Origin of the sequence: Halomarina ordinaria, assembly GCF_030553305.1 — an archaeon.
GTDB lineage: Archaea > Halobacteriota > Halobacteria > Halobacteriales > Haloarculaceae > Halomarina > Halomarina ordinaria.
In genome coordinates, this window is record NZ_JARRAH010000003.1 from 42,496 (window position 1) to 64,553 (window position 22,058).

Sequence of the window (22,058 nt, forward strand, 5' to 3'; positions counted from 1 at the left end):
GACAACCGTCCGGAACTCGTCACCGGTTCCGATAGCTCTTAACGTGGTGTACTGTTAGTAGGAAGCGAACAACAGTACTGTTCGTAGGTAGATACTCACAATGACGACACGACACCGGCGGTGCGCATGAGTCGGGTCGACCGGCTCGTTCGCGCCATCACCGACCACACGCGGGTCGCCATCGTCCTCATGCTCGTCGCGACCCTCCTCCTCGGGTCGGGCGCGGGGATGATAGACCAGTCCTCCTCGCTCGACCAGTTCCAGAGCGACTCGCCCGAGTCGGAGAAACTGGAGTACATCGAGGCCAACTTCTCGACGGGCGCGAACAACACCACGACCGTCCAGGTCGTCGCCCGCGACGACGACGTCCTCGACAAGGAGTCGCTGCTCGCCCTGCTCGAACTCGAACAGCGCCTCCGGGCGAACGAGACCGTCAACCGGACGCTGACCGACGACGACGCCGTCGTCGGGATGCCGACCCTCGTCGCGACGACGGCCCTCCAGCAGGAGGCCGGCGAGGAGCTTCAGGCGACGAACGACGAGTTCCAGGCGCTGAACGCGACCGTCACCGAGGAGCGGCGGGCCATCGAGGAGCGAAGCGCCGACCTCAACGCGACCGCCGACGACCTCGAGGGGGCACTGACGAGCGTCCGAGGGGACGTGAACGCGAGCACGGAATCGGAGTTCGACGCGGTTCGGGCGAACACGTCGGCCGAGTTGAACGAGACCGACCTGGCGACCTTCCAGCGCGCGGCGGGCGCGCTCCTGGTCGCCGAGAACGAGACGCAGGTCGACCAGGCGTACCAGCTCGGTACACAGGGCGTCCTCGCCGAGGAGTACCGCGCGCTCGAACAGCGCGGCGAGGACCTCGAACGACAGGGAGAGCGTCTCTCCGACCGGGCCGAGGAGTTCGAGGCGTTGAACGCGACCGTCACCGAGGAGCGCCGCGCGGTCACGGAACGGAGCGCCGAACTCAACGCGACCGCCGACGACCTCCGGGGGGCACTCACGACGCTCCAGCAGGACCCGAACGCGAGCGCCGAAGCGGAGTTCGACGCGGTCCGGGCGAACACGTCGGTCGAGCTGAACGAGACCGACTTCGCGACCTTCCAGCGAGCAGCGGACGACCTCCGGACGGCGGAGAACGAGACAGAGGTTCGACAGGCCTACCAGCTCGGTACACAGGGCGTCCTCGCCGAGGAGTACCGTGCGCTCGAACAGCGTGGCGAGGACCTCGAACGGCAGGGCGAGCGACTCGCCGACCAGGGCGAGGAGCTCCAGGACCGCAACGCCGCCGTCACCGAGGAGCGGCGGGCCATCGAGGAGCGAAGCGCCGACCTCGACGCGACCGCCACCGACCTCCGCGAGGCGCTGACGAGCGTCCGGGGGGACGCGAACGAGAGTGCCGAAGCGGAGTTCGACGCGGTCCGGGCGAACACGTCGGTCGAGTTGAACGAGACCGACCTGGCGACCTTCCAGCGCGCGACGGGCGCGCTCCTGGTCGCCGAGAACGAGACGCAGGTCGACCAGGCCTACCGGCTCGGTACGCAGGGCGTCCTCGCCGAGGACTACCGCGCGCTCGAACAGCGCGGCGAGGACCTCGAACGACAGGGCGAACGGCTGGGTGACCTGGGCGAGGAACTCCAGGACCGCAACGCGGCGTTCGAGAACGCCTCGAACGCCACGCTCGCCGAACAGCGCGAGCAACTGGCGTCGATGAACGAATCGGAGGTCGACGAGACGCTCTCGCTGCTGCTGGGCGAGAGCGACGACGAGGGCGGTTCGGGCGACTCGCCCGCCGTCGCGTTCGTCCCTACCGACTACGAGACGGGGTCGGGCGAGGCGGAGGCGACGATGCTGCTCGTCACCCAGCGGACGGACGGGGAGACCGACGCGTCGACCGGCGCCGCGAGCGACCGCATCACCGACGCACAACTGGCGATGCAGGCCATCGCCACGGAACAGGACGACCGGACGCTCGTGTTCGGCGGTGGCATCATCGGCGAGGAGATCAACCAGTCGATGACCGACAGCCTCGTCATCGTCGGGCCGCTGGCGCTGCTGTTCGTCCTGCTCGCGCTGGCGGTCGCCTACCGCGACCTGCTCGACATCGTCCTCGGGTTCGTCGGCATCCTCGCCGTCCTCGTCTGGACGTTCGGGTTCATGGGCTGGGCGGGCATCGCGTTCAACCAGCTGTTCGTCGCCGTCCCCGTGCTGCTCATCGGCCTCTCCATCGACTACGCCATCCACGTCTTCATGCGCCACCGCGAGGAACGCGAGCGCACCGAGGGCGTCCGCCCGTCGATGCGGGTGGCGATGGCCGGCGTCGGCGTCGCCCTCGTCTGGGTGACCGCCACGACGGTCATCGGTTTCCTCTCGAACCTCACCAGCCCCGTCCCGCCCATCCAGGAGTTCGGCGTCGTCAGCTCCGTCGGCATCACCGCGGCGCTGCTCGTCTTCGGCGTCATGATCCCGGCGCTGAAGATCGAGCTCGACACGTTCCTCGAAGGACGGGGTATCGACCGGCAGAAGCGGGCGTTCGGGACCGGCGGCGGTCGGTTCTCGTCGGTGCTCGCGACGGGTGCGACGGCCGCCCGGCGGGCACCCGTCGCCGTCATCCTCGTCGCGCTGCTCGTCAGCGCCGGCGGCGTCTACGGCGCCTCGCAGGTCTCGACGAGCTTCAACCAGGAGGACTTCCTCGCCGACGACCCGCCGGCGTGGATGGACGACCTCCCCGAACCGTTCGCGCCCAACGAGTACACGGCGAAGTCGAACCTCGACTACGTCAACGAGAACTTCGTCCGTGAGGACTCCCAGGCGCAGATTCTCGTCGAGGGGTCGGTGACGGACCCGTCGGCGCTCGAACGGGTGGCCGCCGCCGAGCGCGACGCCGCCGAGAGCGACGTCGTCCAGGTGCTGTCGGACGACGAGGCGGACATCCAGAGCCCGCTGTCGGTGATGGAGGGTGTCGCGGCGGAGAACGAGACGTTCAACGCCACCTTCGAGGACGCCGACACCGACGGCGACGGCGTCCCCGACCAGGACGTCGAAGAGGTGTACGACGCGCTCTACGAGGTCGCCCCCGACGAGGCGGAGAGCGTCGTCTACCGGACCGACGACGGCGAGTACGAGGCGCTCCGGCTCGTCATCTCCACGCAGGGGAACGCGCCGTCGAGCGACGTCACCGACGAGATGCGCGCGCTCGCCGCCGACATCGACGGCGACGGCCTCGAGGCGACGGCGACCGGCCAGTCGGTCCTCTTCGACATCGTCCAGAACCAGTTGCTCCAGACCGTCGTCGAGAGCCTCATCGTCACGCTCGTCGCGGTGTTCGCCTTCCTGATGCTGACCTACCGGGTCACGGAGGGGAGCGCGACGCTCGGGGCGGTCACACTGTTGCCGGTCGTGCTGAGCGTCTCGTGGATCCTCGGGACGATGTACCTGCTCGACATCCCGTTCAACATCCTGACGGGGATGATAACCAGTCTCACCGTCGGGCTGGGGGTCGCGTACTCCATCCACCTCTCCGAGCGCTTCAACCAGGAACTCGAACGGACGGGCGACCTGTGGGAGTCGATGCGCCTGGCGGTCACCGGGACCGGCGGCGCGCTGCTCGGGTCGGCGGCGACGACCGTCGGCGGGTTCGGCGTGCTCGCGTTCGCCATCCTCCCGCCGCTCCGGCAGTTCGGCATCATCACCGGGCTGACCATCATCTACGCGTTCCTCGCGAGCGTGCTCGTCCTCCCCAGCCTGCTGGTCGTCTGGCACCGCTACCTCGGGCCGGGACGGTCCGCCACGACGGGCGAACAGGCGGCCACCGCCTCCCCCGCGGAGGACTGAGATGGACGACGGGGACGCCGTCGACGCCCTCTCGCACCTCGGCCTGACGGGCTACGAGGCGCGGGTGTTCGTCGGCCTCCAGAAGCTCGAGACGGGAACGGCCCGCGAGGTGGCGCGGGTCGTCGACGTGCCGCGCTCGCAGGTGTACAGCACCGCCGACTCGCTCGAGGCGCGCGGCCTCGTCGAGGTGCAGAACGCCTCGCCGACGCGCTATCGCGCCGTCGACCTCGAGGAGGGGATGGACCGCCTCTACGAGCGCCTCGACCGCGAGCGGCGGCGGGCGACGGAGTACCTCCGGGAGGTGCGGGGGTCGCTCGCGCGCGAGGGCGACGACCGCCAGCCGAACATCTGGGTCACCCGGGGCACGACGAACGTCGGCCGCCGAGTCGAGGAACTGCTCGCCACGGCCGAGGAGCGGGTCGTCGTCGGCGTCGACCGGCCGACTCGCCTCCCCGACTCGACGGTCGAGGCGCTCGCGGTCCTGGTCGACGCCGGCGTCACCGTCGTCGGGGTCAGCGAGCACGAGCGCGTGGTCGAGCGCTTCGGGTCGGTTCCCGGTCTCGAACGCGTCCACGTCCCCGACGGCCGGACGCCGAACGTCGCGACCAGCCGGCTCCTCGTCGTCGACGACCGGACGGTGCTCGTCGGTATGGTCGACGACGGCGGGGGCGAACGCGAGACGGCGATGTGGAGCGAGGACACCACGTTCGCGGCGCTGCTCGCCCGTCTCGTCGACGGCTGGTTCGAACAGTACGGCGAGCGCGTGTCGTCCGAGTGATTCGGGGACGGTGCGCGAGGCTGTCCGTCGCTGGGGTCACCCGTCGCTCACGTGTAGCTCGTTGACGCTGATGTGGAGGTAGGTCACCGGTGCCGTCCCCCCGCCGAGGAGGTCCGGCCGCTGGTCGGCGAGGACGGTGTCGTAGTGGACGGCCGTGCCGCCCTGGACGGTGCTCGTGCTGCCGACGATGCCGCCGTACACCTCTGACCCCCCACGGACGGTGACGTCCTCGTTCGCCGGGGCGTAGATGACCCCGTAGAGGGTCGCCCCGCCCTGGACGGTGACCGTGGAGCCACTCGACCCGTAGAGCCACAGTTGGTCGCCGCGTTCGCCGACGCTCTCCCACCGCGTCCTGATGGTGTAGTCGCCGCCGGCGTAGACGTGGACCCTGTCCGACCCGACGGTGTTCACCGTCGACCCACCCGTCGAACTGACGTCGCCGTCGACGGCGAGGTGGATGGGTCCATCGCTGGTGTCGAAGGTGAGCGCGTCGCTCCCCGACAGCGTCAGGTCGTCGAGGTGGTACGTGCCCGCCGTCAGCGTACACGACTCGAACCGGCCGCCGCAGTTCCCCGCCTCGAGGCGCTCGACGTCGCTCCCCGTGTTGTTGTTCCGCGCCGCGTGCGCCTCGAGGCGGCCGTCGATGGTCGCGTCGATGGGCGTCAGCTCCGGCGGCGTGAGGTCGCTCGCCGCCGCGACCCGGCTCAGGTCCGGTCCCGCCGCCCCTTCGGTCACCCGACCGTTGACGTTCGGGTTGACGCCGTCGTCGTCGAACCGTCCGCCGACGGTGACGTCGCCGTTCAGGTTCTGCCCGTTCGCGGCGTGGAAGTCCCCACCGACGTGGACGTCGCCGGATATCGAACCGCTCTTGGCGTAGTAGTCGCCGCCCGCGACGACGTCGTCCTCGACGGCGACGCCCCCGCCCGTCTCGACGACGTCCCCGCCGACGCTCACGGGACTGGTGACCTTCCCGCCGCCGCTGATGGAGAAGTCGCCGTCCGCGACCACCTCGCCGTCGACGCCGACGCCGCCGCTCAGCGTCACGTCGCCGTTCGTTATCAGGTCCCCCGTCACGTCGATGCCGCCCCCGCCGTCGAAGTCGCCGGCGACGCGCATGTCGCCGCGGACGGTCCCGCCGCCGGCGTTCCGGAGGTCGTCGCCGACGTAGACGCTCCCGTTCGACCCCCGCGTCTCCGAGTAGCTCCCGCGCGAGGAGTCGTAGCTGTCGACCGTCGCGCCGCCCTGGACGCGCAGGTCCGAGCGGTGGGAGGCGATGCCGTCGGTCACGTTGCGGCTCTTGTTCGGGATGGTGAGGACGAGTTCCACCGTCTCCGCGTCGTCGTCGACGTCGACGCTCTCGACGGTCGTCCGCGACTCGAAGTACGCCGCCCACCCCTCGTAGTACTGGCTCCGGATGGTGATTCGGACGCTCCCCGCTCCGAGCGGGTTCCTCGCCGTCTCGTTCGGGAAGACGGCGGTGGCGTCGCCCTCGGACAACTGGAGCGTCCCGCCGGACGCGGTGCCGCGGACGACCGCCAGCGGGAACGTGAGCGTCGGGTCGCCCGACGACGTCACGGTCCGCTGGTAGTGGAACTCCGGCGGCGAGACCATCTCCGCGTGTTCGCCGTCGGTTCGCCACACGCCGCCGCCCTGGTAGGCCACCGTCGTCGACCCCGTGGTGTACTCGACGGCCCCGAGGGTGGTGTTCGCGAGCTCCCGGGGACACGTCTCACAGCCGACGTACTCGATGGATATCGCGCCCGCGTCCTCGTCGACGCGGGTCGTCCCGCGCCCCCCGAGTTCGACGCGCTTGCCACCCGACGTGCCCAGGACGACGTCGCTCGCGCGCGAGTCGAGGGTCGTCATCGCCACCTCCGCGGCCTCCGCGTCGGCGCTGTCCTGCAACAGCGTCAGGACCTCCCCGCCGAGCAGGAGCACGCTTCCGACGCCGATGACGGTGAGCCCGAGCAACAGCACGACGCCGACGACGTGGCTCTGCCCTCGGCCGTCGTCGAAACCACGTACACTCATTCCGGATACGTCCGAAACCAGTAAACATAATTTCAACGTTAATTCTCTAACGATGAATATCCGACGTGCGCTCCCCGGTCCGTGGCGGGACGTCCGTCGAGGTACTGCTGTTTGGTTCCACTCTCCAACTGCACGAGGTTCACGGAGGGGAGACGGGTTCATCCCCGTCCGCGTCCAACGGTATCCCCTCATGCCAACCGTTCGGACAGCTGACATCGAAACGTACTTCGAGCGCCGCGGCGACGGCCCGCCGGTCGTGTTCGTCCACGGTGCCGTCCTCGACCACTCGCAGTGGGACGCCCAGGTCGAGGCGCTCGCGGACGAGTACACCACCGTCGCCTACGACGTGCGGGGCCACGGCCGGACCGGCGGGTCGGCGCGCGAGCGCTACTCGGTCGACCTGTTCGCCGAGGACCTCGCGGCGCTCGTCGACGCCCTGGACCTCGACCGCCCCGTCGTCTGCGGCCTCTCGACCGGGGGCTGTATCGCCCAGGTGTACGCGGCGCGATACCCGGAGCGCGTCTCGGGGCTGGTGCTCGCGGACACGTTCACGCCGGCCCTGTTCGACCGGCGCGAGTGGCTCCAGCGGTCGGTCCTGCTGCGCGCGACCGTCCCGCCGGTGCGCCTCGTCGGCTACGAGCGCGTCGAGCGGGTCCTGGTGTGGCTCCACGAACGTCTCCACGGGGAGGGCGTCAGCGGCGACTACGAACGCATCGAGGGGCTCCGGGCGACGGGCCCGAAGATGGCGACCGAGGAGTTCGCGAAGGTGATCCGTGCCGTCGCCGCCTTCCACGAGACGTCGGTCGACCTCTCGGCCATCACCGCCCCGACGCTGGTGCTGTACGGCGAACACGAACCGCCGTTCGTCCGCCGCCACGCGGCGACACTGGGCGCGGAACTCCCCGACGTCACGGTCCGGGTGGTGCCGGGCGCGGGACACGCCTCGAACCTCGACGACCCCGCGTTCTTCACGGACGCGGTCCGTCACCTCCTCGTCCGCGCGTTCCCCGACGACGCACCCGAACGTGCCCGGGGAGGAGGCATCGGGTAACGGGTCGTACCGGAACCGCGCGGCGCATTCGTGAGCAGGCAGGACGCTTATGCGCCACTCGGCAATCACTCGATTCCAGACCGTGTGCCGTCCGACAACGCCCTCTCCGAGCCGATGATAGCGACGTTCGTCCTCCAGCAGCCGACGCTGATGCAGGCGCTCGCCGCCGTCCCGTCGACGCGACTCACCTGGGAGCAGACGGACGCGACCGACTGCGGGGAGACCTTCGTCCTGTTCTGGGCGGCGTCGGACGACTACGACGCCTTCGAGGCCGCGATGGCGGACGACCCGACGGTGCGCGACCCGCGCCACCTCACCACGTTCGACGGCCGACGGCTCTATCGGGTCGAACAGGTCGACGCGGGGAAGGAGCGGAGCGTCTACCCGGCGCTCGTCGAGACGGGCGCCATCGTTCAGGAGCTGACCGCCACCCACGAGGGGTGGTGCTTTCAGGTGCTGTTTCCCGACCACGAGGCCCTCTCCCGGTTCCACCGGGCCTGCGTCGACCGCGACGTCGCGTTCAGGCTCCTCAACAAGTTCGAGCAGGTCGGCGAGCCGGACGCCGGCTACGACTTCGGCCTCTCGGAGAAACAGCGTCGGATGCTCGTTCGGGCCGCCGAGGCGGGCTACTACCGGGTCCCCCGGAGGGTCGACCTCTCGACGGTCGCCGACGAGGTGGGCATCTCCCACCAGGCGGCGTCCGAACGCCTCCGACGCGCCGTCGACCGACTGGTCCGACACACGGTCCTCCCGGACGGTGACGGGCCCACCGACGGGGGACCGCCCCGCAGGTGACGCCGGTGTCGTCGCGGTGCCTCCGGTCGCCCTCGCGCTCGCGTCGCACGTCGGCGAGGAGAGTCCGGGCGACGCGGTCGCACCCCGCCGTCCCGGCGTGGTCGTGAATCGACGCGCGGGGAGTGAGCGAGGCGACGCGTCCGTCACCGCGGGAGCGAGACGGTGCTCCCGGACGTCGGGACGTACTGTCGCCGGGATGTCAACAGGATAACAACGGTAGCGTGTTATTCGGCCCGTCGCCCGCGGGGCCGGTCGGTCGGGTGGCGGACGTACATGCCCGTTCCCGACGAGGGACCCGCAGACGGCGCCCCGTCACGGTCCGACGGGCGGAACCTCGTCACGTCGGTTAATCGTCTATTTATGTTGTACATAGACGAGTGCACACACGGGACTGTGGCGACTCGCCGGCTACCGTCCTTCGGTCCGCTTTCGCTCCTGCGTCGGGTGGTCGCTGACGTACACCGTCGTACGGTCGGGAACGTCCTCAGTGACCCACGAGTTGGCACCGATACTGACGTGGTCGCCGACGGTGATGGCGCCGAGGACCTTCGTGCCGGCGCCGATGACGACGTGGTCGCCGACGTCCGGGTGGCGCTTGTACCCCTTGCGAAGGGTGTGGGACTCGCGTTCGTCCTCCTCGAAGTGGAGCGCGCCGAGCGTCACGTCCTGGTAGAGGCGCACCCAGTCGCCGACGGTGGCCGTCTCGCCGACGACCACGCCCGTCCCGTGGTCGATGAAGAAGTACTCGCCCACCTCGGCGCCGGGGTGGAGGTCGATGCCGGTCTCCGTCTTCCCGTACTCGGTCAGTTCGCGGGCGTACGCCGTCGCGCCCGCCTCGTAGAGCGCGTGGGCGACGCGCTGGATAAGGATGGCGAGGAAGCCGGGGTACGACCGGATGACCTCCACGTACGACGTCGCCGCGGGGTCACCCTTGTAGGCGGCCTCCACGTCCTTCTTGAGCAGCGCTCGGATGGCCGGCAGGCGGTCGATGACGTCGGCCACCGTCCCCTCGGGGTCGTCGCTCCCGTAGGACCGGACCCCCGCGTAGAACAGCCCACCGAGGTCGTCGAGGCAGTCGCAGACCGCCAGTTCGTCACGCAACAGGTCCGTCGCGTTCCAGCACGTGGGAAAGAACAGTCGCTTGAGCAGGTTCACCTCCTCGAAGCGGTGTTCGCGCCGCGGGAACCCGGTCGAGGGCTGGGCCGGGAACGGGTCGTCGTCCGCCCGGTAGGAGGCGAACAGCCGCCGGTGTGCGTCGCCGGAGTAGCTGTACTCCATAGGTCACCTTCCGTCGCGCACGCCTTAGTTGTCGGCGCTCGCCGGACCGCCGAGCGACCGGTCCCCCGAGCGACGCACACCTATTTGACGTTCGGTTGCCACGTGGGACCATGAACGGGGAGTGTTACTTCTGTCGGGGCATCGTCCTCGCGGGCGAGGCCGACGACCTCGTGCTGGACCGCCACGGCGACCACCGGGTGTACGTCCACAGGGAGTGCGCCGAGGGCCACGGCCTCGTCGACGAACCGACCGACGAGGAGGGGGTGGCGGTGACGTGCCCGGAGTGTGGCGTCGCCGAGACGCACTGAGGGGTGAGCCGGACCCCACAGCGTCGACCACGAGCACGCACACTACGGGAGGTCGACGGCCACTCCTTCCTGTTCGCTGGCGGCCTTCACCGTGTTGTACATGAGCATCGCGATGGTCATCGGCCCGACGCCGCCGGGAACGGGGGTGATGGCGCCGGCTTTCTCTTTGGCGCTCTCGAAGTCGACGTCGCCGACGAGTTCGTAGCCCTTCTCCGTGTCGGCATCGTCGGACGGAGTCCGACTGCCCGCCGAGCTTCGCTCGGCGACGTCGACGCGATTGACGCCCACGTCGATGACGGTGACCCCCTCCGAGAGCATACTTCCATCGACCATCTCGGGGACGCCGGCGGCCGCGACGACGATGTCCGCTTGCCGGGTCTTCGCCGCCAAGTCCTCCGTCCGGGAGTGGCAAACGGTGACGGTGGCGTTTCCTCCCGGTTGTTTCTGGAGGAGGAGGTTGGCCATGGGTTTGCCGACGATGTCGGAGCGCCCGACGACGACGGCGTCTTTCCCCTCGGGGTCGACGTCGGCCGCCTCCAGCAACTTCTGGACACCGTGTGGAGTACAGGGTTTGTAGCGGGCGTTTCCAGCCACTAATCGCCCGACGTTCTCGGGGTGGAAGCCGTCGACGTCCTTCGCGGGGTCGATGGCGCGCAACACCCGGCGCGTCTCGACGTGCTCGGGCACCGGCATCTGTACCAGGATTCCGTGCACCGACGAGTCCGCGTTCAGCGTCTCGACGCGGTCGAACAGCGCCTCGGCGGGGTCGTCCGGCGATAGCTCGTAGTGCGACCCCTCGATACCCGTCTCCTCGCAGGCCCGCTGTTTCATCGAGACGTACGTCTCGCTGGCCCCGTCGTCGCTCATCAGCACGGTCGCGAGGCCGGGCGTCACGCCAGCCTCGGCTAGCCTGTCTGCGCACGCCGTCACCTCGCTCCTGATGCGGTCCGCCACCTCGTTGCCGTCGATTACTGTCGTCATCGTTGGTGTGTTCGTGGATGGGTCGCGCCGCGCGACGGCGCGAGAGTCCCTGCGGCGGCCCGTCCGCCGCGCACTCCCGAAGACGTCCCGTCGCAGTGGTATAGTCCAGCACGGCGAATAGTCCACCCCTTGAAGTCCGGGACGCTGTTCGCCGCGCGGTTCTCCCCGTTCGATGCCGTCTCGGGCGGTGCAGCGGGTCGCGCAAGGCTTTTCTCCGCACCCATGCAGGTGACGGACAGCCACGGCGGGGACCGGGGGTCGGTCCCCGCGGAGTCACGACAGATGGGAGGAACGAGGGTCGTCACGCGGCAGGTATCGTTCGTCGAGACGGCGGCAGCGGCGCCGCCGGGAGCGCGCGTCCCCGTCGAGGTCCGGGTCGACGTCGCCGACCCGTTCGAGGCGTACCGCCGCGTCCGGACCACGGAGCGCGACGGCGTCTACCTGGAGACGACCGGTGGGCAGTCCGGGTGGGGCTACTTCGCCGTCGACCCCGTCGAGCGCGTCCGGGTGAGCCCGGAGGCGACGCCCCTCGACGGCGCCAGCGGCGGGAGTTCGAGTATCGACGCCATCGACGCGCTGCTGGAGCGCGAGCACCTCGCTCGCGGCGACTGCGAGGTTCCCTACCCCTGCGGCGCGTTCGGCTGGCTCTCCTACGACGTCGCACGTGAACTGGAGGACCTCCCCGCGACGACGGTCGACGACGGCCTCCCGCGCCTCCAGTTGGGGGTGTTCGACACCGTCGCCGCCTGGCGGGAGCCCCGCGACGGCGAGGTGGACCTTCGCGTGACCGCGTGTCCCGTCGTCGACGAGTACGCGTCGCCGCGGGCGGCCTACGAGGCGGGCGTCGAGCGCGCGTCGGCGCTCGCGGCGGCGGCACGCCACGGCGACCCGACGGTCGGACCGCCCCCCAGCGCCGACCGCGCGGCGACGTTCGAGAGCGAGTGCGGCGAGGCGGCGTTCGCCGACCGCGTCCGGACCGTCAAGCGCTACGTCCGCGACGGCGACACCTTCCAGGCGAACGTCTCGCACCGACTCGTGGCTCCGGCCGCCGTCCACCCGGTCGAGACGTTCGCCGCGCTCCGGCGCGTGAACCCGGCACCGTACTCCGGCCTCCTCGAGTTCCCGGGCGTCGACCTCGTGAGCGCCAGCCCGGAACTGCTCCTCGCGGTCGACGGCGACCGCCTGCTGACCGAACCCATCGCCGGCACGCGCCCGCGTGGCGAGACGCCCGCGGCCGACGCCGACCTCGAACGCGACCTCCTGACCGACGAGAAGGAGCGCGCCGAACACGCGATGCTCGTCGACTTGGAGCGCAACGACCTGGGGAAGGTGAGCGAGTACGGGAGCGTCGAGGTGAGTGAGTATCGCCGCGTCGACCGTTACTCGGAGGTGATGCACCTCGTCTCGCTCGTCGAGGGGCGCCGCCGGGCGGATGCGAGCCTCGCCGACGCCGTCGCGGCCGTCTTCCCCGGCGGCACCATCACCGGCGCGCCGAAGCCCCGGACGATGGAGATAATCGACGAGGTCGAGACGACCCGCCGCGGTCCCTACACGGGTGCCATCGGCGTCTTCGGGTTCGACGACCGCGCGACGCTCAACATCGTCATCCGGACGCTCGTGCGCCGGGGCGAGCAGTACCGACTCCGGGTCGGCGCCGGCATCGTCCACGACTCGGTGCCCGACCGCGAGTACAGGGAGACCCTCGACAAGGCCCGCGCGCTCGTGACGGCCGTCGACGAGGCGCTCGGCGAGACGGGGTCGTTCGCCGTCAGCGCGGAGGGTGCGCGGTGATACTCGTCGTCGACAACTACGACTCGTTCGCCTACAACCTCGTCCAGTACGTCGGCGAGTTCGACGAGGTGACGGTCCGGCGCAACGACGCCATCGACGTGGCCGGGATTCGAGAACTCGACCCGGACGGCATCGTCGTCTCCCCCGGACCGGGGACGCCCGCCGACGCCGGCGTCTCGATTCCGGTCTTCGCGGAGACGACCTACCCCGCGCTCGGCGTCTGTCTCGGCCACCAGGCGCTCTGTGCCGCCCACGGTGCGCCCGTCGGCCACGCCCCGGACGTGGTCCACGGGAAGCCCTCGACGGTCCACCACGACGGCTCGCGCCTCTACGACGGCGTCGACGACCCCTTCGAGGTGGGCCGCTACCACTCGCTCGCCGTCGAGGGCGACGACCTCCCCGCGGTCCTCCGCACGACGGCCACGACGGCCGACGAGCAGGGCGTCGTGATGGGCGTCCAGCACGCGGAGCGCCCGCACGTCGGCGTGCAGTTCCACCCCGAGAGCATCCTCACCGACGCCGGCAAGCGCATCGTCGAGAACTTCTGCCGGGGCTTCGCCGGCGTCTGAGGCCCTCACTCCTTCTCGGGCGGGTCGACGTCGTGGTGGAGTTGGATCGCCGGCAGGCGCGCGAGCGCCCGCCTGAGCAGCGAGACGTGCCCCCGCTCGTGGCGGGCGAACGTCAGCGTCACCCCGGCGAGCGCGACGAGGGCGAGGACGGCGAACGGCCCGCCGGTCAGCACCGCCAGCGCCTGCAGCGTCTCGCCCCCGCCGACCACCAGCACCGAGACGGCCACCGCGCCCTGGAAGACGCCCCAGAAGACGACGCCCCCCGTCGACGGCGCCAGCCCGCGACGCGTCGCCAGTATCGCCGTGACGAGCGTCGAGGTGTCCGCCGAGGTCACCATGAACCCGACGATGAGTGCCAGAAAGAGGAAGGTCAGCAGTCGACCGAGGGGGAGGGCGGCGAACAGCGGGAAGCCGGCGACGGCCTCCGACCCGCCGCGCGCCGCGACGGCGGCGAGGACGTCGGCCCGCCCCGTGTGCTGGACGTACAGCGACGACCCGCCGAGCAGGAGGAACCACGTCGCCGTGGCGGCCGAGGTGGCGACGACGCTCGTGAACACGACGGTCCGGACCCGCCGGCCACGCGAGAGCGCGGCGAGGAACAGGCCGGCGAACGGCGCCCACGAGAACCACCACGCCCAGTTCCAGACGGTCCACTCGGCCACCCACGGTCCGTCGAGGTGGAGGCTCAGTGCGAGGAAGTCGACGCCGTAGCCCGCCAGCGCCGCCGCTCCCCGGTCGAGGACGAACGACCGGGGGCCGACGGCGACGAGGGCGAGCGCGAACAGCGCGAACAGCGCGACGGTGACCCCCGCGATGCGGCGGATGCCCCGGTGGACGCCCGTGAGGCAGGAGAGGACGTAGATGAACGTCAGTCCCCCGACGAAGAGGACGGGGCCGACCCCGCCGGCGGTGACGCCCCACTGGAACGTGATGCCGGCGAGGAACTGCTCGCTCACCAGCGCGACGGACGTGGCGACGCCGCCGACGGTGGCGAACACCGCCAGCGTGTCGACGAGCGTGCTCCACCGCGAGTCGAGGCCGTCGACGCCGAGGAACGGCGCGAGGATGGTCGAGACGCGCAGCGGCGCCCCCTGCGAGAACACGAAGTACGCGACGGGGACCCCGACGACGGCGTACGCGCTCCACGCCGAGAGTCCCCAGTGGAACAGCGCGTACGTGAGTGCCCCGCCGATGGCGGCCTCGGACCCCGGTGTCGCCCCCACGAACGGCGGCGGGTCGCGGTAGTGAAACAGCGCCTCCGCCGGCCCCCAGAACACGAGCCCGGCGGCGATGCCCGCCGTGAACACGAGCGTGAAGTACGTCGGGAAGGTGTAGGTCGGTTCGGTGTCCGGGCCGCCGAGTTTCACGTCGCCCCACGGCCCGACCAGCAGGAACAGGCAGTAGGCCACCGACAGCAGGACGACGCCCTGGAACAGGGGGCCCCCCTCGCGCAGGACGGCGTCCGAGACGGCGTCGACGGTCGCCGTCGTCCCCGCCGGGAAGGCGACCTGCAGACAGAGGAAGGCCACGAAGACGGCGACGGGGACGCCGAAGACCACCGGGTCGTGGTGGTCGAAGAACTCGCCGAGGGTGCCTCGAATCCCCGTCCGACGGACGTGGAGCAGGTACGGCTCGCCCGGCTGCTCCCCGGCGTCCGCCCGGTGCGGGAGGACGGCGAGGTAGCCGAGGCCCGAACAGAAGAAGACGAGCGCGAGCGTCAACCACACCGCTCCGTCGACGGCCTCGCCGACGAACTCCGGGAAGAAGAACCCCGAGAGAACGACACCGCCGGACAGCGCACACAGCGGGAGCAGTATCCCGGCCGCGAGTCCCTCGGCGCCGTCGGTCCCCGACGCGCTCATACCTTCCCACTCGGGAGCGGGTGCCCAAAGAACTGTCGCACCTGTTAACACGACTCACTCGACGTCACGCCGCTTCGTCGTCGCCGAGGACGTCCGCGTAGGCGGACGCCTCGCCGAGGACCGACGCCCCGAGGAGGCGCCCCCCGATGGTCCGTGGGTTGATGACCTCGTCCGCCCCGACCGACGTGAACTTCCGGACGTGTTTCTCCTCGTTGACGGCCGCCACGACCCGGACGTCGGGGGCGACGGCCTTGCACGCGAGGACCGCGAGGACGTCCCGTGCGTCGTCGTCGCTCCCGACGACGATTCCACGGGCGTCGCCGACGCGCGCGTCCGCGAGCACCGCCTCGTCGGTCGGGTCGCCCGTGAGGACGTTCGCCCCGTCCCGCTTGAGCCGGGTAGCAGCGTCCGCGTCCGGCGTGACGACGACGAAGTCGGTCGCGTCGGCCAGTCGGTCGATGAGCGATGCCGTCACGTCGCCGACGCCGAGGACGACGACGTGGTCCTCCAGGAGTGTGAGTTCGGATGCAGTCATGGTTCCGAAGGCGGCCGCCATGCGCGATTCGATGGCCGGGGCGACGAGCGCGCCGATAGCGATGGTGAACGCGCCGGTCCCGAAGAGGATGACCGACAGGGTGAACCACTGCGCCTCCGTCGTCGTCGGCGTGACGTCGCCGTAGCCCACCGTGGCGACGGTGACGATGACGTAGTACACCGCGTCGCCCCAGTCCTCGATGCCGACGAACTGGCCTCGCAGGCCGTAGGCGCCGACGGTGCCGTAGAGGCCGACCCCGACGATGGCGGCCAGCGAGGCGACCTGCAACGGCGAGAGGTCGAGGCGGCGCTGGAAGTCCTCGCGGTTCGAGACGAGCAACGGGAACGCCACGCAGAGCGAGAGCAGGAGCGGGACGTCGGTCGTCCGGAGCGTCGACAGCGGGAGGGCGGCGAGGGCGGGGAGCGTCACCACCGCGACCCGCCAGGCGATGCGCTTTCGCCGTCGCAACCCGAACGTCGCGGTCCCCAGCAGGAACGCGAACAGCACGCCGCCGAACCGCACGAACGACGACGCTCCGGGGAAGACAGTCGCGAGCGGTCCGCCGAGCGTCACCGTCGCCTCGCTCATGTTCGAGAGGCCCGTGACGAACGCCAGGAGCGCGACGACGCCCGTCACGAGCACCGTCGGCTTCGCGCCGGAGAACTGTCGCCACTCCACGAGCGCGACGCGCTCGGCGGTGTAGAACACCTCCTCTACGGCCCGGTCCCCCGGCTCGTTCGGTGCGTCAACCACTCCCACACCATTCGTCGACGGTGTATAAAAACCGCTCGGCGAGGCGGGCCACGACACCGCTCGCACCGGCGTGAGGATGTCGTGAGACTGAATATCGCGGGGGAAGTAGCCCGTCGTATGACACGCCCGTCGTCCGTCGAGAGCCGAACACGGGAGCCGAACGAACCGACGGGCGCGGCGCCGAGAGGACGGTGGTGTCGGTGAACTCCGCGGTCGCGTTCGGGTTCGCGACCATGCTGGCGTGGGGCTTCTGGATCGTCTTCGGCGACATCGCCTCGAACAGCATCGACCCCGAACTGGCCGCGTTCGTCTCCTACGTGACCGCCGCCGTCATCACGGGCGTCTACGTCCTCGTCTCCGACGCCTCGTTCACCGTGACGACGCACGGGGTGGCCTTCGCGGCCGTCGCGGGCCTCGCGGCCGCCATCGGCGTCGTCGCGACGTACGTGGGCGTGACCGTCGGGTCGACGGCCGTCGTCTCGACCATCGGCGGGATGTACTTCGTCACGGCGGCGGTCATCAGCATCGTGGCGCTCGGCGAACCGCTGTCGGCGAGCAAGGTCGTCGGCATCGGCCTGGCGCTGGTCGCCATCGTCGTCATCAACCTGTGACCACGGTCGACACGACCCGTCGAAATCGCTACCTGTTGTGTCGCCCGCTCCCTCGCGACCGGGATTTAACACCCCGGACGCCGAGCGGGTGGATATGAAGCGAACGGTCAGCACGGACGACGCACCCGCCGCGGTCGGCGCGTACAGCCAGGCGACGACCGCCGGTGGACTGCTCTTCACCGCCGGACAGCTCCCGCTGACGACCGACGGCGAGTTGCTCGACGACGAACCGGTCGGCGACCAGACCCGCCAGTGTCTGCGAAACGTCGAAGCCATCCTCGAATCCGAGGGGCTGTCGCTCGGGGACGTGGTCAAGACCACCGTCTTCCTCGACGACATCGACGACTTCGACGCGTTCAACGAGGCCTACGGCGAGTTCTTCGAGGAGGAACCGCCCGCCAGGAGCGCCGTCGAAGCCGGCGCGGTGCCGAAAGGTGCGGCCGTCGAGATAGAGGCCGTCGCCGTGACGGAGTGAGGGTCTAGAACAGCCCGGAGATGTTCCCGTCGGCGTCGATGTCCATCCCGGCGGCGGCGGGGTCGCTCGGGAGGCCGGGCAGCGTCAGCACGTCGCCGGTGAGCGCGACGAGGAAGCCCGCGCCGGCGGAGGGGTATATCTCGCGCACCTCGAGTTCCCAGTCGGTCGGGACGCCCTTCTTGCTCGCGTCGTCGCTCAGCGAGTGGAAGGTCTTCGAGAGACAGACGGGGAACTCCCCGAAGCCGAGGTCCTCCATCCGCTCGATGTCGGACTCCGCGCCGCCGGTGTACTTGACGCCGTCGGCGCCGTAGATCTCCGTGGCGACGGTGTGGATCTTCTCCTTGATGGAGTCCTCGTCGTCGTACAGCGGTGCGAACGACTCCTCGTCGCCGGCTTCCACCTCCGCGACGACGTGTTCGGCGAGGTCGACACCGCCCTCGCTCCCGTTCTCGAAGACGGTCGATTCGGCGGCCTTCACGCCCAGGTCCTCGCGACAGTGGTCGAGGACGGCTTCGACCTCCTCGTCGGCGTCGTCGGGGAAGCGGTTGACGGCGACGACGACCGGCACGCCGAACTTCTGGAGGTTCTGGACGTGCTTGTCGAGGTTCGGGAGGCCGGCCTCGACGGCGCCGACGCCGGCGTCGGCGATGTCGTCGAAGTCGGCGGGCCACATGTCCTCGCCGTGGTACTTGAGCGCCCGGACGGACGAGACGAGGACGACCGCGTTCGGCGTCATGTCGCCCAGCCGGCAGACGATGTTCATGAACTTCTCCGCCCCGAGGTCGGAGCCGAAGCCGGCCTCGGTGACGACGTAGTCGGCCATCCCGAAGGCGGCCTTGTCGGCCATCAGCGAGTTCGTCCCGTGGGCGATGTTCGCGAACGGCCCGCCGTGGACGAACGCCGGCGTCCCCTCGATGGTCTGGACGACGTTCGGTTTGATGGCGTCCCGGAGGAGCATCGTGACGGCGCCCGTCGCGTCGATGTCGTCGACCGTCACCGGGTCCCCGTCGCCGTCGTAGGCGACGACGATGCGGGCGACGCGTTCCTTGAGGTCGCCGAGACTACTCGCCATGCACAGCACGGCCATCAGTTCGGAGGCCGCCGTGAGCAGGAAGCCGTCCTCGCGGGGGGTCCCGCCGGTCTTCCCCCCGAGGCCGATGACCGTCTCCCGGAGCACCCGGTCGTTCATGTCGATGGCGCGGGGCCAGGCGACGTCGTTGACGTCGATGTCCAGCTCGTCGCCCTGCGATATCTTGGCGTCGAGCATCGCCGAGATGAGGTTGTGCGCCGAGGTGAGCGCGTGCAGGTCGCCGGTGAAGTGGAGGTTGATGTCCTCCATCGGCAACACCTGCGAGCGGCCGCCGCCGGCCGCGCCGCCCTTGACGCCGAACACCGGGCCGAGCGAGGGTTCGCGGATGGCGATCATCGCCGTCTCGCCGATGTGGTTGAGCGTCTGGCCCAGCCCGACGGTCGTGACGGTCTTGCCCTCGCCCTTCGGGGTGGGGGTCATCCCCGTCACGAGCACGAGGTTCCCCGCCTTCTCGTCCGCCTGCTCGCGGAGGCGGTCGATGGCGTGGTGCTTTACTTTCGCGGTGTACGAGCCGAAGTACTGGAGGTCGTCGAGACCGAGCCCCCAGGGTTCGACCAGCTCCCAGATGGGTTCCATGTCGGTCGACCGGGCGATCTCGTAGTCCGTGGGAAGCGGCCCCTCGACCTCGTCGGGTGGAGACATCTCGGACGGACGTTCCGGGCACCTCCTCAAGAACGTTGGCCAAGCTACCAGAACGAGGAGGGGTTGTGGTTCGCTCGGTGAGGCGACGCGCGCCGCTCTACATGCGGAAAATTCGATAGTTCGAGGTTCGCCGCAGGGACCGCTCGACAGTCCGGAAATCGCCATCGACTGAGGTGCTCGCGTCCGTTCGACGACAGCTTAATGGAGTCGCCCGCGCGGACATGTGCCATGAAGTACCACGAGGCGGTCGCGTCGATACACGCCCTCCAGCGACGACGACCGAAGTTCGGGACGGCGACGACCGCCCGACTCCTCTCGCACCTCGGCGACCCGCACGAGGACCTCGACTGCGTGCAGGTGGCGGGGTCGAACGGGAAGGGGAGCACCGCCCGGTTGCTGGAGAGCGTCCTCCGCACGTCGGGCGTGCGCGTCGGTCTGTTCACCTCGCCGAAGCTCACCGACCTCCGCGAGCAGGTGACGGTCGACGGCCGACCCGTCGCGCGCCGCGACCTCGCGACGTCCGTCGAACGCCTCGAACCGTGCATCGAAGCGCTCCGAGCCGAGGACGACGCCCCGACGCACTTCGAGGTGCTCACCGCCCTCGCGCTCCACCACTTCGCCCGTCAGGACGTCGACGTGGCGGTGCTGGAGGTGGGTATCGGCGGGCGCTACGACGCGACGAGCGTCGTCTCGCCGGTGGCGAGCGCGGTGACGAGCGTCTCCCTGGAGCACACCGACCTGCTCGGCGACACCGTCGAGGCAATCGCCCGCGACAAGGCGCAGGTCGCGCCAGAGGGGAGACCGCTCGTCACCGGCGCGACGGGTGCGGCCCTCGACGCGGTTCGGGGCGAGACGGACGTACTCACCGTCGGGGAGCGCGACGCCGACGTGGTCGCGGTCGAGACGGGGATGCGTTCGGCCGTCGAGAGCGACGTCGCCGTCACCGGCCCGGACTGGGCGCTCGAGACACAGCTCTCGCTGCTCGGGCGCCACCAGGCGACGAACGCGGGAATCGCCGCGACGCTGGCCCGGCAGGTCGCCGACGTCGACGAGTCGACGGTCGCCGACGGCCTCCGGCGGGCCACCTGGCCCGGTCGGTTCGAGGTCGTGGAGCGAGAGCCGTGGGTGGTCCTCGACGGGTCGCACAACCCGGCGGCGACGGCGACGCTCCGCGACCTGCTGGCGCGCTACGACTACGACGACCTGCACGTCGTCTTCGGGGCGATGTCCGACAAGGACCACGCCGGCATGGTCGAGGCGCTCCCACCGGTCGACACCGCGTTCGTCACCCGCCCCGAGGTCGACCGGGCGGCGAGCGTCGACACGCTCGCGGACGTCTTCGAGGGCCACGCGACGCACATCGAGGCGGTCCCGTCCGTCCCGGAGGCGACCGACCGTGCGGTCGAGGCGGCGGCCCCCACCGACTTCGTGCTCGTCACCGGGTCGCTGTACGCCGTCGCCGAGGCGCGCGACCGGTGGACACGGCTGGTCGTCCCGAACGACCGGACGTCGCCCCGGCCCCCCCTCGCCGGTGGGCGGTTCCCGGAAGTGGCGCGCGAGACGCTCGACCACCGGACGTTCGAGACACGCCTGCGACGCGAGCAGGCCGAGCGCGTCGCGGAACGGCTCGATGCGCTCGGCGGGGAGTGCGTTCGCTCCGCCGTCGGCGCCCCCGAGGGCCTCGAGGCGGTCGCCCTCGGGGGAACCGTCCCCTGCCTCCGCGAGCTCGCCGCCGACCTCTCCGGCGAGGGCCACGGGCTGGGGTCGGTCGCGCGACAGGTGGACGCTGCGCTCGACCCGCCCCCCGCGAACCCGTTCGGCAACGACCGCCGTCGAACGGCCGTGATGGGCGTCCTGAACGTCACGCCCGACAGCTTCCACGACGGCGGCGAGTACGACGAGTTCGAGGCGGCGGTCGCCCGGGCGCGGGAACTGGTCGCCGCCGGCGCCGACGTCGTCGACGTCGGGGGCGAGAGCACGCGGCCGGGTGCCGACCCCGTCCCCGTCGAGGAGGAGCGCTCGCGCGTCGTGCCGGTCGTCGAGGCCGTCTCCGACCTCGGCGTCCCGGTCTCCGTCGACACGCGGCGGGCAGCGGTCGCGAGCGCCGCGCTCGACGCGGGGGCGTCCGTCGTCAACGACGTCTCCGGCCTCGCCGACCCGGCGATGCGGTTCGTCGTGGCCGACCACGACGCCGCACTGGTCCTGACCCACAGCGTGTCGGCGCCCGTCGACCCCGACCGGCGCGTCACGTACGACGACGTGGTCGACGACGTGCTCCGCGACCTCGGAGAGCGGGTCCTGCTCGCCGAACGGGCGGGCGTCGACCGCGAACGCATCGTCGTCGACCCCGGCCTCGGGTTCGGCAAGCGCGCGGCCGAGTCGTTCGAACTCGTCGACCGCCTCCGCGCGTTCCGGGCCCTCGGCTGTCCCCTCCTGGTCGGCCACTCCCGCAAGTCGATGTTCGACCGCGTCGGCTGTCCGGGCGGCGAGCGCCTCCCGCCGACGCTCGCGGTCACCGCGCTGGCGGCCGAGCGGGGGGTGGACGTCGTCAGAGTACACGACGTCGCCGAGAACGCGGCGGTGGTCAGGACGGTCGCCGAGGCGCGAGGCCAGTGATGGACCGGTGTTCGACGCCGAACGCCTCCGAACGTATCGCCCCCCGAACGAC

16 protein-coding genes are annotated in these 22,058 nt (G+C 70.5%); 10 read left to right on the forward strand and 6 right to left on the reverse strand.

Annotated elements, in window-relative coordinates; genetic code table 11:
* Window positions 1-126 precede the first annotated feature (126 nt).
* Both P1Y20_RS16230 and P1Y20_RS16235 read left to right on the forward strand, forming a co-directional pair.
* Window positions 127-3,840, forward strand: a complete 3,714-nt coding sequence (locus tag P1Y20_RS16230; RefSeq protein ID WP_304449754.1) for an MMPL family transporter — start codon at window positions 127-129, stop codon at window positions 3,838-3,840.
* Between the two features lies 1 nt (window position 3,841).
* Complete coding sequence (locus P1Y20_RS16235) at window positions 3,842-4,618, forward strand: TrmB family transcriptional regulator (protein WP_304449755.1); 777 nt, start codon at window positions 3,842-3,844, stop codon at window positions 4,616-4,618.
* Between the two features lie 36 nt (window positions 4,619-4,654).
* On the opposite strand, the gene P1Y20_RS16240 is transcribed toward P1Y20_RS16235, so the two are convergent.
* Entirely contained in the window at window positions 4,655-6,649 is a 1,995-nt protein-coding gene (locus P1Y20_RS16240; protein WP_304449756.1) for a DUF7289 family protein, read from the reverse strand.
* Window positions 6,650-6,839: 190 nt separating this feature from the next.
* On the opposite strand from P1Y20_RS16240, the gene P1Y20_RS16245 reads away from it, so the two are divergent.
* Window positions 6,840-7,700, forward strand: a complete 861-nt coding sequence (locus P1Y20_RS16245; protein ID WP_304449757.1) for an alpha/beta fold hydrolase — start codon at window positions 6,840-6,842, stop codon at window positions 7,698-7,700.
* A gap of 84 nt (window positions 7,701-7,784) precedes the next feature.
* Window positions 7,785-8,495, forward strand: coding sequence for a helix-turn-helix domain-containing protein (locus tag P1Y20_RS16250; RefSeq protein ID WP_304449758.1), 711 nt, complete (start codon window positions 7,785-7,787; stop codon window positions 8,493-8,495).
* 408 nt (window positions 8,496-8,903) lie between these two features.
* On the opposite strand, the gene epsC is transcribed toward P1Y20_RS16250, so the two are convergent.
* On the reverse strand, window positions 8,904-9,773 hold the full coding sequence (gene epsC, locus P1Y20_RS16255) for a serine O-acetyltransferase EpsC (protein WP_304449759.1): 870 nt from the start codon (window positions 9,771-9,773) through the stop codon (window positions 8,904-8,906).
* A 110-nt stretch (window positions 9,774-9,883) separates the two neighbouring features.
* Here epsC and P1Y20_RS16260 point away from each other — a divergent pair, with 110 nt between their 5' ends.
* Window positions 9,884-10,081: a hypothetical protein gene (locus tag P1Y20_RS16260; RefSeq protein ID WP_304449760.1), complete on the forward strand. Its 198-nt coding sequence runs from the start codon at window positions 9,884-9,886 to the stop codon at window positions 10,079-10,081.
* 42 nt (window positions 10,082-10,123) lie between these two features.
* On the opposite strand, the gene P1Y20_RS16265 is transcribed toward P1Y20_RS16260, so the two are convergent.
* A complete protein-coding gene (locus P1Y20_RS16265; RefSeq protein ID WP_304449761.1) occupies window positions 10,124-11,062 on the reverse strand; it encodes a bifunctional methylenetetrahydrofolate dehydrogenase/methenyltetrahydrofolate cyclohydrolase in 939 nt (312 codons plus the stop codon).
* 282 nt (window positions 11,063-11,344) lie between these two features.
* On the opposite strand from P1Y20_RS16265, the gene pabB reads away from it, so the two are divergent.
* Window positions 11,345-12,853 carry an aminodeoxychorismate synthase, component I gene (gene pabB / locus P1Y20_RS16270; RefSeq protein WP_304449928.1) on the forward strand — a complete coding sequence of 503 codons (1,509 nt, stop codon included), beginning with the start codon at window positions 11,345-11,347 and terminating at the stop codon, window positions 12,851-12,853.
* Window positions 12,850-13,422 (forward strand): anthranilate synthase component II, encoded by a 573-nt coding sequence (locus P1Y20_RS16275; RefSeq protein ID WP_304449762.1) that lies wholly within the window; start codon window positions 12,850-12,852, stop codon window positions 13,420-13,422. The genes pabB and P1Y20_RS16275 overlap by 4 nt, the downstream gene beginning before the upstream one ends.
* Window positions 13,423-13,427: 5 nt before the next feature.
* Here P1Y20_RS16275 and P1Y20_RS16280 read toward each other — a convergent pair whose 3' ends face one another.
* Both P1Y20_RS16280 and P1Y20_RS16285 read right to left on the reverse strand, forming a co-directional pair.
* On the reverse strand, window positions 13,428-15,284 hold the full coding sequence (locus P1Y20_RS16280; RefSeq protein WP_304449763.1) for a BCCT family transporter: 1,857 nt from the start codon (window positions 15,282-15,284) through the stop codon (window positions 13,428-13,430).
* A 64-nt stretch (window positions 15,285-15,348) separates the two neighbouring features.
* Entirely contained in the window at window positions 15,349-16,572 is a 1,224-nt protein-coding gene (locus tag P1Y20_RS16285; RefSeq protein ID WP_304449764.1) for an NAD-binding protein, read from the reverse strand.
* A gap of 200 nt (window positions 16,573-16,772) precedes the next feature.
* Here P1Y20_RS16285 and P1Y20_RS16290 point away from each other — a divergent pair, with 200 nt between their 5' ends.
* Together P1Y20_RS16290 and P1Y20_RS16295 are read left to right on the forward strand one after the other, a co-directional pair.
* Window positions 16,773-17,183, forward strand: coding sequence for an EamA family transporter (locus P1Y20_RS16290; RefSeq protein WP_304449765.1), 411 nt, complete (start codon window positions 16,773-16,775; stop codon window positions 17,181-17,183).
* A 94-nt stretch (window positions 17,184-17,277) separates the two neighbouring features.
* A complete protein-coding gene (locus tag P1Y20_RS16295; protein ID WP_304449766.1) occupies window positions 17,278-17,658 on the forward strand; it encodes a Rid family detoxifying hydrolase in 381 nt (126 codons plus the stop codon).
* Between the two features lie 4 nt (window positions 17,659-17,662).
* Here P1Y20_RS16295 and P1Y20_RS16300 read toward each other — a convergent pair whose 3' ends face one another.
* The gene (locus tag P1Y20_RS16300; RefSeq protein ID WP_304449767.1) at window positions 17,663-19,390 is read right to left on the reverse strand and encodes a formate--tetrahydrofolate ligase; all 1,728 of its coding nucleotides are present in this window, start codon (window positions 19,388-19,390) and stop codon (window positions 17,663-17,665) included.
* A gap of 228 nt (window positions 19,391-19,618) precedes the next feature.
* On the opposite strand from P1Y20_RS16300, the gene folP reads away from it, so the two are divergent.
* The gene (gene folP / locus P1Y20_RS16305) at window positions 19,619-22,006 is read left to right on the forward strand and encodes a dihydropteroate synthase (RefSeq protein ID WP_304449768.1); all 2,388 of its coding nucleotides are present in this window, start codon (window positions 19,619-19,621) and stop codon (window positions 22,004-22,006) included.
* Window positions 22,007-22,058: the final 52 nt, after the last annotated feature.